10 protein-coding genes are annotated in these 12,605 nt (G+C 59.5%); 5 read left to right on the top strand and 5 right to left on the bottom strand.

Annotated elements, in window-relative coordinates:
- Positions 1 to 19: 19 nt before the first annotated feature.
- On the bottom strand, positions 20 to 784 hold the full coding sequence (locus FSO04_RS16950; RefSeq protein ID WP_054041519.1) for a substrate-binding periplasmic protein: 765 nt from the start codon (positions 782 to 784) through the stop codon (positions 20 to 22).
- 153 nt (positions 785 to 937) lie between these two features.
- Between FSO04_RS16950 and FSO04_RS16955 the strand changes: the two genes are divergently transcribed.
- Positions 938 to 1,747, top strand: a complete 810-nt coding sequence (locus FSO04_RS16955; RefSeq protein WP_154560778.1) for an IclR family transcriptional regulator — start codon at positions 938 to 940, stop codon at positions 1,745 to 1,747.
- 895 nt (positions 1,748 to 2,642) lie between these two features.
- On the opposite strand, the gene FSO04_RS16960 is transcribed toward FSO04_RS16955, so the two are convergent.
- From FSO04_RS16960 to FSO04_RS16970, 3 genes are all read right to left on the bottom strand, one after another.
- Entirely contained in the window at positions 2,643 to 2,789 is a 147-nt protein-coding gene (locus FSO04_RS16960) for a hypothetical protein (protein ID WP_154560779.1), read from the bottom strand.
- A gap of 90 nt (positions 2,790 to 2,879) precedes the next feature.
- Positions 2,880 to 5,198, bottom strand: a complete 2,319-nt coding sequence (locus FSO04_RS16965) for a sigma-54 interaction domain-containing protein (RefSeq protein ID WP_154560780.1) — start codon at positions 5,196 to 5,198, stop codon at positions 2,880 to 2,882.
- 392 nt (positions 5,199 to 5,590) lie between these two features.
- On the bottom strand, positions 5,591 to 6,283 hold the full coding sequence (locus FSO04_RS16970; protein ID WP_154560781.1) for an NnrU family protein: 693 nt from the start codon (positions 6,281 to 6,283) through the stop codon (positions 5,591 to 5,593).
- 437 nt (positions 6,284 to 6,720) lie between these two features.
- On the opposite strand from FSO04_RS16970, the gene FSO04_RS16975 reads away from it, so the two are divergent.
- The 4 genes from FSO04_RS16975 to FSO04_RS16990 all read left to right on the top strand — a co-directional run bounded on the left by FSO04_RS16975 (position 6,721) and on the right by FSO04_RS16990 (position 11,273).
- On the top strand, positions 6,721 to 7,368 hold the full coding sequence (locus tag FSO04_RS16975) for a cysteine hydrolase family protein (protein WP_168435715.1): 648 nt from the start codon (positions 6,721 to 6,723) through the stop codon (positions 7,366 to 7,368).
- Positions 7,369 to 7,564: 196 nt separating this feature from the next.
- Entirely contained in the window at positions 7,565 to 8,389 is an 825-nt protein-coding gene (locus FSO04_RS16980) for an alpha/beta fold hydrolase (RefSeq protein ID WP_154560782.1), read from the top strand.
- A 410-nt stretch (positions 8,390 to 8,799) separates the two neighbouring features.
- The gene (locus FSO04_RS16985) at positions 8,800 to 10,245 is read left to right on the top strand and encodes a sensor histidine kinase (protein WP_233464877.1); all 1,446 of its coding nucleotides are present in this window, start codon (positions 8,800 to 8,802) and stop codon (positions 10,243 to 10,245) included.
- Between the two features lie 2 nt (positions 10,246 to 10,247).
- Complete coding sequence (locus tag FSO04_RS16990; RefSeq protein WP_154560783.1) at positions 10,248 to 11,273, top strand: response regulator; 1,026 nt, start codon at positions 10,248 to 10,250, stop codon at positions 11,271 to 11,273.
- Positions 11,274 to 11,292: 19 nt separating this feature from the next.
- Here the strand turns inward: FSO04_RS16990 and cqsA are convergent, their stop codons facing one another.
- Entirely contained in the window at positions 11,293 to 12,582 is a 1,290-nt protein-coding gene (gene cqsA, locus FSO04_RS16995) for an alpha-hydroxyketone-type quorum-sensing autoinducer synthase (RefSeq protein ID WP_154560784.1), read from the bottom strand.
- Between the last annotated feature and the right edge of the window lie 23 nt (positions 12,583 to 12,605).

Raw genomic sequence — 12,605 nt, forward strand, 5'->3', positions numbered from 1 at the left:
CCTCAGGAAGCGAGCCGCGTCATTCCACCTGCCACTTCTTGATGATCTGCGTGAGCGTGCCGTCTGCCTTGATCTTGCGGATACCGGCGTTCAGCTTCTCCAGCGTTGCGTTATCGCCCTTGCGCACCACGAAGCACAGTTGACCCTTCACGCTCGGCTGATAACCGTCGACGAGGCGCAACTGCGGGTTCGGGTTCTTCTGCAACTGGTACGCGATGATCGGATGATCGCCGAAGCCAGCCTTGATACGGCCGAGCGCGACGTCGCGCATGATGTCGGCGACCGAGTCGTACGTGCGCACCTCCTTGAAGATGCCTTTCTTGTTCAGCGCGTCGACGAAGGCCGTGCCCACTTGCGCGCCGACCACTTCGCCCTTGAGGTCGTCCATCGACGTGTACTTGCCCTTGTCGTCGGCGCGCACGATCAGACCTTCGCCATACGAATAGACCGTGTCGGAGAAGTCGACGACCTGCTCGCGGGCCGGCGTCTTCAGCATGGCGGCGGAGATCACGTCGATCTTCTTCGTGGTGAGCGACGGGATCAGCGCGGAGAAGGTGGTCTGTTCCACCTTCACGTCGAAACCGGCGGCCTTGCCGGTTGCGGTGATCGCATCGACCAGCAGACCCTGGATCGAATTGCTCTTCACGTCGAGGAAGGTGAACGGCACGCCGGTGGCCGTCGCGCCGACCGTGTACTCCGGCTCGGCGGCCGCCATGGCCGGCGTTGCTGCGAGGACCAACAGCGCGACGGCTGCGCCGGCGATGCGCTTGACTAACTGGATCATGAGATTCTCCACGACGGTGACGGACTACGATTGAGGAATCGGTGACTGGTGTGACTTCATCATATTCGAGTCAAAAATATCGAATAACATTATTTGCGTATCGATATGCGATATGATAACGTCAATGCATCACGATCACCATTGGGTATTTCCATGAGCGGCAAAGGGGTGGAGCAGGCAAGCGAGAGCGAAGCGCCGGACGCGCTCTTCAATCAATCGCTGGAAAAGGGCATCGCGGTGCTGCGCGCATTCAGCGCGCAACGCCGGACCATGAGCCTGCCGGAAGTGGCCGAGGCGACTTCGATCACGAAGAGTTCGGCGCAACGGATGATCTACACGCTGGAGAAGCTCGGCTACGTGCGCAAACATCCGCGCACGAAGCGCTATCAACTCACCCCGCGAGTCGTGCAGATTGGCTTCAGCTACCTCGCGGCGGATACGCTCATCGACGTGGCCAATCCGTTCCTGTCCGAACTCACGAACGTGACCGGTGAGACGACCAGCCTGACCGAACCGGACGGCGCCGAGATGCTGTACGTCGCGCGTTTTGTCTGCATGAAATTCGTGCCGATTCACATGCCGATAGGCAGCCGTATTCCGATGTACTGCACCGCCTCGGGCCGCGCCTATCTGAGCGCGCTGCCGGACGACGAAGTGCGCGCGCTGCTCGAGGCGAACGACCGTGTCGCGCATACGCAGTACACGGTGACGGATATCGGCGACATCGAGGCGCTGCTCGCGGAGGCGCGCCGCAGGGGTTATACGTCGAACCGTGAGGAACTGTTCATCGGCGACATGACGATTGCGGCGCCCGTGCTGGATGGCGAAAGAAGACCCGTGGCATCGGTGCACGTGGTCGCGCCGACCAGTCGCTGGACGCTAGCCGATGCCGAGCAGCGCCTCGCCCCCGCGGTGATCGATTGCGCGCGTGGCATTAGCAATTCGATCAGGACGCTGGGTTGACCTATCCGTGCAATTCGCCGACAAGGCGGGAGAGGCGGGCAATACGGTGGCGATACATCGGCGCCTGCGGAGAATTTTTCAGATGTTCGACGCGATCGCGCCAGTAGGTCGGCGGAAAAGGTTTTTGCGGCGCGCATGCGACTACGCGTTCAAGATGAACGAGTTCGCTTTCGAAAAGATGGTGGTGCATTGTCCGATTTCCCCGTGGATGGCCAGTCTGGTCCGTTCGCGACGCCGCTAACTATCTGACACCGCTCAGGGCTTCTAAAGCAGATTCTCGTCCGTGCAGTGGATCTGCGCGGTAATGCAATGCAAAAAAGACCGCTTACCTGGCTATCCAGAAAAATCCGTGGGGGTGGCCGGGTGCGCGAGTGCCGCAGAGTGCTTCACGCAGGATCGGTCGATGTGCCGCGATTGACGCAGGCAAGTAAAAAGGGCGGGCCGCCGCTGCTTGTCCACGCAAAGGGAGGCAACGACGGCCGAACCTCGCAGTGGTCTGCCTGATGCATAGCCAGGCGGATTCCACCATGTCGGCGTTACGCATTGCAACGATCTTCTCTATGGAAGTATTCGGTTGCCACGTGCCGACACACAACAGTTGCAGCTACAACAACAGCACAGCCCTCTCTCAATCCCCCGCCAGCGAGTTGGTATCGTTGGCGTCGATCGCGCGTCGAGCATGGTTCGGATCACTAACCGCAGGATCGTGATGACTTACGGCGATCCCTCGATCAGCGATGCCGGCGATCCAGAAACAAGCGGGACGTCGCCGGACGTCGGTGCGTCGAACACATTGCAGCGCGCGATCTTTTTTTGGTCCCCCCGGTTCCCCAGCTTGTCGGGCAGGTTTATTGCACGTTCTGGGCACTGCTACCGCCTCGGTGGGTTGTTTTTATCAGGCGGTGGCAGATATCAAATCTATATACGCAATGACCGTGCCATGCTGCAAAGCCGCATGGCGGCGGGAACAGTGGAACATTTCAGTCGCGACATTGGACAATCCCGTCCATACGTTTTCCTGAAATTGGACGATTTCGTCCATTTGGCTATTCCGGGCACGTTGAAGGACTATTTACTGCTGCCAAAGAACGCGGCGCCCAGTAGCAGCGGTTCCAGGTCTTCCCCGCGTAACTCATATGCCATTTGTTATTCCTTTCGTGTAGACGTCGATAGAAACTTCGCGCTGAAGTTCGGCGAGCAAACTCATGGCGCTGGTGACACGCGTGGTCGAATCAGTCGTCAGCGAGCGCAAACCGCGCTCGAGGATGTCGATTGCTTCGGCGATGCGGCCGGTGGCGCGCAGCAGATCGGCGAGATAACGCGCGGCGTCCACGCGCGCCGGCACCGAGCCGAACGCGAGCGCAGTGGACAACGCGGTACGCAAGCCCAGTTCCGCAGCGTTCACCTCGCCGAGTGCCCACTGGGCGCGCGCCCGGGTGACCAGGAGTTCGCCCAGGTAGACCCGTTCCTGACGGGCGAGGGTTTCATCGATCGCGGCGGCGAGCATCGCCTCGCACGTTTTCGCACGGCCGGCGCGCAGCAGCAGCTCGCCGTGCTGCCATGCCATGAAGGAATAGAACAGCGCACCGCCGTTGCAAACGACGTGGTTATCGTAGCCGTCGAGCATGACAGTTTCCGCTTCGTCGGAATGGCCGAGCGCACTGAGGTGGCATGCGCGAAGGACCTGCCCGACGCCCCGGTAGAACGCGAAGCCGTTCGCGATCGAGACTGACTCGAGTTCGCTCGCGAGGTGTCCTAGCCGGTCCATGTCTTCGAACAGGCAGGCGAGCCAGGCGGCGCCCTGCAGGTTGACGGCATGAGCGAACGCGTGCGCGCCGGGCTCCGATGAGCGCAGGATCAACATCTCCATGGCGCGCCGCGCCTGCACGAATGCGCCGATCTGGTAGGCCGCGAGTCCTTCGAAAGTCAACGCGAGACTGGCGAGATCGATCCCTTGCGAACCCGTACGGGTGTCGTCGCGCGTCACGCCAAGCAGGTTGCCGCGCGCGAGACAGGCGAGGGCTTCCTCGCTGTCACCGAGCCAGAAGAGGGTGTTGGTCATCGCGACGTGAGCTTCGTCGAGCGACACCCGGTCACCGCCGTTCTGCGCGCGCTCCAGCATGTTTTGCGCGGTTGCACGCGCCTGTTTGAGTTGGAGCGTCGTCAACTGCGTGGTCCAGACGCCGAACTGGATCGCGGCGATTTCGGCGGGCGTGCAGACGCCTTCGCCGATGGCCAGCGCGGCGGCGTAGCAGGCGGTGGCCTCCGCGTAAAGCCAGCCGTGCACGCTACGCAGGCTCATGCCGAGCAAGCGGTAGGCATCGAACTGAAGACGACGCGCGGCCTCCTGTTCATGGGGCGTCTGTAGCAGGTCGAGGCAGCGGCGCAACGGCGGAATGGCTTCGGCGAACTTCGATTCCTCGATCAGCGCGCTCGCATGTTCGAGACACTTGCGCGCTTCCCGGTGATGTTCCTCGCGCGACTTCAGACGCCGCTCGATTGTCTTGCGGCCCACACCCAGCAGGGTGGCCGCCGCACTCTTGTTGTGCCCGGTCCGTTCGAGCGCGCGGTCGATCAAAAGGTCTTCGGCGGCGGCGAGTTTGTCGCGCCCTTCGAGTTGCAGCAGCATGTCGGCGAGGCTGGCGCGCGACACCGGTCCGCCGGTTTCGTTGGCGAGAAACGGCTCGAGCGAGTCGACGTCGATGTTCGTGTTTTCGGCGAGCACGCTCAACTGGCTGATCAGGTTGCGCAATTGCCGGATGTGGCCCGGCCATGCGTGCTGGGCAAGCCGGCGGACGGCGGCCGGCGAAAACTCCAGACGGCGCGTGTGCTGCGACGCGAAGTGGGTGACAAGCGCGGGGATGTCCTCGACGCGCTGTTCGAGTCCGGGCACGGCAAGCACGAAAACCGCGAGCCGGTAGAAGAGGTCTTCGCGGAAGAGCCCTTCGCGTGCGAGTTCGCGCAGGTCGCGGTGGGTCGAGGCAACCACGCGTCCTGCGAAGTGCAGACTGGTGGACGAACCAATCGGACGGAAAGTTCGCGTTTCGAGTACGCGCAGCAGTTTGGGTTGCAGCGCGAGCGGCAGTTCGCCGATTTCATCGAGCAGCAGCGTGCCCTTGCCGACCTGCTGCAAAAGTCCCGGGCGGTTTTCGCCCGCGCCGGTGAAGGCGCCTTTAACGTGCCCGAACAATTCGGCTTCGACGAGGTTCTCTGGAATCGCGCCGCAGTTGACGTCGACGAAGGGTTGATCCTGGCGCAGGCTGTGTGCGTGCACACGGCGAGCGACCAGTTCCTTGCCTGAACCAGTCGGCCCAAAAATGAGCAAGGGATGATCGGTGGGGGCAACCCGATCGATCATGCGGACCAGTTGGCGAAACGCTGGCGCGCCGCCCACGAAGGCGCCGGAATCAGCCTTGTCGTGAGCGAACGGAACGTCAGGGGTGTAACTCATTACAAAATACGCTCCACGTGATCCGCGCGTGGAACAACGCGGAAATTGGCGTCGAAAAAGACGGGGCGGACGGCGATGCATCGGTCTGGTGCCTGGCCAGGTTTTCCGATTGCGTTGTCGGAACGTCCGTCTCAATTAAGAGACAGAGTATGACGGCTTGTCGCCGATGTTGTCTTTTCGAAAATAACCCTCGCAACAGCGCGATTGCGGATTGCATCGCCATGTGCTGGGAGCCTGGCAAGCAGATGGGTTCTCTGCGGCGGAGGGGAGCGTAGAAATGAAAGTATCAGCGGGGAATGTGAATGTCAGCGGGAAATGAAACGTGTCCCGGGTGCCTTACCGGGCTCATCAAATCCCGCTACCGCTTTATGGCGCGACAGGCCACGCTGCGATTACAGCCAGCGCCAGACGCCCGCGGCCCAACCGGTGAGTGGCATATGAGCCCAGGTCGCTACGAGCCACACAACGAGACCGCCCAACAACGCGTGCAAGCCGAACCCGCCCAGCCGCGCACGGCCAGCGGCGATCGCCGCGAACGGCAGGTAGCTCGTCTTCGACTCCCATTCAGGCCAGAGATCGGGCTGCAACTGCTCTTTCTTCCGGTCCTGCAAGGCGGCGCCGACGAGCGCGAGAACGCCGATAGCCGCTGCGACGATGATGTTTTTGGCCACCGGGAACACCGCGACGTGACACAGCCCCCACAGTACGAACGACCACAACATCGGATGGCGCGTCACCGCGTACACGCCGAGCGCCGCTTCCGGGCATGAAGCGGGCCGGCCGCCGGTGGGCAGCGCCGGGTTACGGATCAGAGAGCCCATCAGGAGGATCGACGCGATTAGCATGACCACGGTTGCAAGCGCCCAGAGCCCGTCGCCTACCGGCCATAGTGGTGCCGTCAAAGGCGCCTTCAGGTAGGCGGCGATCAACCAGCCGAGCGTCACGAAGGCAACCAGCGAATAGACGCCCAGGAACCCCGTTTCGCCAATTGCGCCGACCAGACGCCTGCGCAGCGGATGGGACAAGACAAAGTGACTACCCACGAAAGCGACTGCCGCCGCCGCAACTGCGCTGGTGCTTCCCATTGGCCCGGCTCCTCAGGTTGTATCGCTGGCTGACCGTATTGCGCGTGTTCCATTTCCAGTACCGAAGATTACTCCTTTGCGTTTTCCCGTCTTTGCCGCCTTCGGCGATCCTGGCCAAAAGTGCTGCCCGCAACTGGAAAGAGCTCGCAGGGCTCATCGCGGCTTTGCTCTGCGGAGAAAGGCTGTCACGGAAATTGCATTTTGCAGCCTGACCCCAACGGTCGCGTTGGCTTCTTAATCATTGGCTTGTTAATAGCATGCACGCGAAGCCAACATGCCGACTCATCAAGCGCCCCGTCACCCGGCGCCCGCATGCAAGAACCTGGACGCGCCATCGAACCGTCGTTGCTTTCCAGTCCTCCGTTTCCTAATCTGATCGGAGAGGCTCGGGCCAGTGAAAGTCGGCGAGCCGTCATGCACTCTATTGGAGGTCCGAAGTGTCGTTTGATCGAACTGAGACAGCCGTGGTTTTCATCGATCCGCAAGTCGATGTCTTAAGCAAGAATGGCAAGAACTGGGGCGCGGTGGGAGCAAGCGTGACAGAGAACAAGACGGTAGAAAACATGTTGCGAATCTTCAAGGCGGCGAAGTCCGCAAAGTTTCCGGTCTTTATTTCGCCACATTACTTTTTCCCGACCGATCGCGTATGGAAATTCAATGGACCGTTGGAGGCCGATGAATTCGCAACAGGCACGTTTGCGCGTAGTGGTCAGCTGAATCTGGAAGGTTTCGAAGGCTCCGGTGCTGACTGGCTCGACGAATTCAAGCCTTACATCAACGACGGCGAGACCGTTGTTGTGAGTCCGCACAAGGTCTTCGGACCGCAAACCAACGATCTCGTCCTTCAACTGCGCAAGCGAGGAGTGAGGCAGGTGGTCCTGGGAGGCATGCTTGCCAACATGTGCGTGGAGTCACATCTGCGTGATCTGCTCGAACAGGGATTCGAAGTTTATGTAGTTAGCGATGCCACTGCGGGACCGCGTCATCCCGTTTGGGGCGACGGATACAAGGCGGCAATGATCAACTACGCGTTTCTCGCGCACGGCGTGGTGACTACCGACGAAGTTGTGGCTTCGATGGAATGACGCACAAGTAAGATCGGCTGGCAGGCGAATAGACTGTCGGCGCTAAAAAACGCATTTGCCTGGTTGGGACGCCCCAGCATGTTTCCCGGACGGACTGCCGACCACCTACCCACCCCGGCGCAATTTCTTATGACGCACGCGTTCACGCCGGTGGTTCATTTTTCTTTGACAGGTCGCCTTAGCAAGGAGAATGACGATGAACACGGTCACGACCAAAGACGGCATTCAGATATTCTATAAGGACTGGGGAACAGGGCAGCCCATCGTTTTCTCACACGGATGGCCACTGAGCGCCGACGATTGGGACGCCCAGATGATGTTCTTCCTGAACCTCGGCTTCCGTGTCATCGCGCATGACCGTCGGGGTCACGGGCGCTCAACGCAGACGGCCGACGGTCATGATATGGATCACTATGCCGATGATCTTGCGGCCGTTACCGAGCATCTTGACCTTAAAAATGCAGTCCACGTGGGCCACTCGACCGGGGGCGGTGAGGTCGTTCGCTATCTCGCGCGTCACGGCGAGAGTCGCGTAACCAAGGCGGTGCTGATCAGCGCTGTGCCACCGCTCATGGTGAAGACCGCTAACAACCCGGAAGGTCTTCCCAAGGATGTTTTTGACGGATTTCAGTCGCAGGTTGCCAACAACCGCTCACAGTTTTACCGGGATGTCGCTGCCGGGCCGTTCTACGGTTATAACCGGCCTGGGGCCAAACCGTCCGAAGGCGTGATCATGAACTGGTGGCGTCAGGGAATGGAGGGCGGAGCCAAAGCGCACTACGACGGGATCGTGGCCTTTTCCCAGACGGATTTCACCGAAGACCTGAAGAAGATCACAGTCCCGACGTTAGTGATGCACGGCGACGATGATCAAATCGTACCTTATGCCGACTCTGGGCCGTTGAGCGCGAAATTGCTGCAGAACGGCACCTTGAAAACCTATAAAGGCTTCCCGCACGGCATGCCCACCACGCAAGCCGATACGATCAATGCGGATCTCCTGGCGTTCATCAAATCCTGAATCGTCAGGCATCCTGGTGCGCTGGGGCGAGCAAGCGACGGATCTACCTCGTAAGCGGCCATTGCCTTCAATTCAGATCGGCCGTCCGTTGGCAGGCCAGCGTGTGTGAAAACACATTGATCGCCTGAAGTCCAGGACCAGATGGATATGCCCTGACTTTTTCAGGGATCAGGCCACTTCGGTCTCGAATGCGAAGAAGGCGATCCCGGACTTCAGGAAGGCTGCCACTTGATTCAATACGCATATATGCCAGCTCATTCCTCCCGGGTTAGAAGGCCATCCAGGCGGATAACAGTTGGCAAAGCGATTGAAGGCAATTATTTGCCGTGACATCGGCGTCACCTTAGGTCAAGATTTGTGCCGGGGCCGTGGCAAATAACTTCGACAGGCTGGTAAATTGGGCAGCGCAAATGCGCGCCCCACATAATCCAGATGATGCCGCGCGAAGCATCAACAATTTCAACGCCGGAACCTTGCCTGAGAAACCCGGTGAATCCTTTATTCTGGAAATAATGGACGCAACGAGAATACCTCCGCGGGGCGCCCGCACGGTGGTGCCGATCCGCTTATTCCTTGCCCAACTGTTCGCTCCTGCGTTGCGAAACCTGCAATACGTGAGCCGCCGGATGCGCCCCTTCTCGATCGTTGCGATCGTCGGCTTCCCGCTCTATTACTATGTCTGGAACGATCTCTTTCCCCAGCCTTACGAGAACCTGCCGCTGCGGCTAGTGGGCTCCGCGCTGTTCATTCCCATCCTGTTTTCCGACCGCTGGCCGTCGTGGGCGAAAAAGCTCTTGCCGTACTACTGGTACGCGACAATCTTTTACTCGCTGCCGTTCTTTTTCGCGTTCATGTTGCTGAAAAACAATGGCTCGAACGTCTGGATCGAAAGCGCGCTGATTGCCGCTTTCGTCATGGTGTTGCTGCTCGACTGGCTCATGCTGCTGCTCAATTTTCTGATCGGCATTGCTCTCGCGTATCTCGCCTATTGGGCAACCACCGACGTTGTCAGCATGAATTCGACGTATCTTGTCCATCTGGCGATTTTTTCGTTTGCTATAGCGATCGGCGTCGTCGCCAACTATGACACGGAGCGTATTCGAGTCGAGCAGGAGCGGGCAATGCTGGCAACTGCCGGTAGCATTGCCCACGAACTACGTACGCCGCTGCTCGCCATCCGTGCCGGCGCGGCGGGCCTCGGAAGCTACCTGCCTTTGCTGCTCGAAACGTACGGCATCGCTCAAGGCGGCGGGCTAAGTGTTCCCAAGATCCGCGTCGCCCACCTTCATTCCATGGACGGAGTACTCTCCCGCATTGAACAGGAGGCCGTTCATTCCAATACCATTATCGACATGCTGCTCGCGAACGCGCGGTTCACCGGCGGGCATTCCCAAAAGATTGCACAGTGCTCGATCAGGCAATGTGTGGAGACCGCGCTCGACCGCTATCCATTTCGCGGAGGGGAGCAACAACGGGTGCTCACGGATCTCATCAATGACTTCACGTTCGAAGGCTCAGACATGCTGGTGGTCCATGTGCTCTTCAATCTGCTAAAAAATGCGTTCCGCGGCATGGCAGATGTCGACAGCGCGCTGATCTCGATCCGGCTTGCGTCTGGACCACGCGCGAACCAACTCCTCTTTCGCGATACCGGCGTCGGCATCGCGTCCCATGTACTTCCCCACATCTTCACGCGGTTCTATACGTCATCGACTGAAGCCGATGACGCCTCCGTCGGCACCGGCATCGGACTCGCATTCTGTCGTGACGTCATGCGTGTGATGGGCGGCTCCATTGACTGTACGTCTATCGAGTACATGTATACCGAATTTGTGTTGACCTTTCCCAAGCCATGACGATGGATACGATCAAACCATTCTATTTTCCGACAACGGTTACGTTCGTCGACGACAGCGCGGCATTCCTGTCGAATCTGTGCCTGCAACTCGAACCGTGCCTTGCCTTCCGGCTCTTCAGTTCGTCAAGGGAAGCCCTGCGGTTCGTGAATGAACGCCATCGTTCCGGTGCACCTGAGGAACAGATCTTCGCTCCGTACCGGGACCGAACCGATGAGGACGAGGCACAGCAGGTCATCGCGATGAGCGTCGACACCGTCCGCAATCGGGTGTTCGACAACGACCGATTTCAGGCAACATCGGTTGTCGTCGTGGATTACGACATGCCGGGGCTGAACGGTCTTGAATTCTGCCGGCGCATTGCTGACCCTGCCGTACGCAAGATCATGCTGACCGGAAAGGCGAACGAGCACATCGCGGTGGAGAGTTTCAACGAAGGCATCATTCATCGCTTCATTCGCAAGCAGGACGCATCGGCCATCAGCGCCTTGAATCGCGCGGTGCGCGATATGCAGAACGCATACTTCGATAACAGGTGTCAATCCATCCTCGACACGCTGGTGACATCGGAATATACGTTTTTGCGTGACGAAGCGCTGGTCGCGCGGGTAAGGGAAATCTTTGATTCGCTCGGTATTGTTGAACATTACCTTTCATACTCGCCAAACGGGCTACTCATGCTCGACAGTACCGGCAAGTCCTATCTGCTGATTGTCCACACGAACGAAACGCTGCGGGGTGTGCGTGAAATAGCCAGCGTACAAGGCGCACCAGCGGGCTTTTTCGACGCCCTGGACAGCGGCGCGAGTTTGCCGTACTTCTGGCAAACCAGCGGGTACTGCCCTGCGGACGGCATCGCGTGGGAGAGCTATATGCACCCGGCAATCCGGTTTACAGGGCAACAGCTTTACGCTTATGCCGTGATCCCCAATCCGCCCGGGTTCGATCTGAGTCACGTGCTGAGTTACGACCGCTACCTCGAGTGGCTGGACCGCGACATACAGAAGACATGGAGTTCACTCATGTGAACTCCATGTCATGCCGCTATCAGACCGCTAACGCACTGTCTGCCGTACTTTGCTCGTGGCTGTGTTTGCGGGACCACGGCCGGTCCCCGAGGCGCCGGGTGGAGGGCCATCTGTCAAGCTCAACTTCGCCGCGAATGTCACGACAGACGCTCACAATCTTTTCGATCTGGGCGTCGGTCAAGGCAGCGTGGATCGACAACCGGATCAGCGCACGATTGCGCGCCGTCGCCGGTGCACAAAACACGGAGCCGAAAATGCCCCGTGATTCCAATGCGTCGCGTAACACGATCGTGCGCTGTTCCGTACCCGCTTCGAGCGCGATGATCTGGCTTTCACCGGCATTCAGGTTATACCCAAGCTCCCTCAACCGTTCCCCCAGCCAGGCGGCATTCGACGCAAGTCTCGTGCGCCGTCGGCCGGCACCTTCGATCACAGACAGCGCCGCGTCCAGCCCACTGATCTCATGAGGCAACAAGGTGGAACTGAAGATCGCAGGATTCGACTCGAACTTGAAGTACTCCTGGAAAGCGGCTGGACAGGTGATGAAGCCGGCTCGGCCGACAAAAGCCTTAGCAAGACTTGCTGTGCGGAATGCGACACGAGACTCAAGTCCAAGTTCGACAACAAGTCCCGCTCCACGCGGGCCATGCGTGCCGAGCGAATGCGACTCGTCGACCACGAACACGCACCCATGCGTTTCGCATACATCGGCGAATGCGACAAGCGGGCAGACGCTGCCGTTCGTGCTGTAAATCGAGTCGACCAGCACGACCCCTTGCCCATACCGCACGATCTGCTGCTCGAGGTGCGCCGTGTCGTTGTGCCTGAACGGTATCGGGATCGCGCCCGCACTGCGAATACCCTCCCACAGCGACATGTGCGCCATCATGTCCACGTAGACGGGCGTTCGTGCCGAAGCGATCGACTGAATCAGCCCGATATTCGCCGTATAGCCGGACTGACATAACACCCCGGCCTCTGCGCGCATGAACGTCGACAGCCGGTTTTCGAACTTCAACTGCGGGCAATCACCGTGCAGGAAAATGCCCGACATCAACAGTCCGTTGCCGTCCGAACGCAATGTTCGACCCATACTGCGAATGATGTCGGGGTGACGCGCGATCGCGAGATAGTCGTTGCTCGACAGATGCAGTGCATCCGCCCCCGGGATGCGACCGCGCATGATGTGGCCGCCTCCCCACGTATCCGTTACGCGCTCCCGGTAATATTGCTCGACGCGCGACGCCACAAAGGCCGGAAGCGATGGTGAGGGTTGGTTTTTTTTCAGGCTGTCAAAAGCAGTTTTCATTTCGGCTCCTTAAGGTTGGCTGT

Source organism: Paraburkholderia madseniana (assembly GCF_009690905.1).
Lineage (GTDB): Bacteria > Pseudomonadota > Gammaproteobacteria > Burkholderiales > Burkholderiaceae > Paraburkholderia > Paraburkholderia madseniana.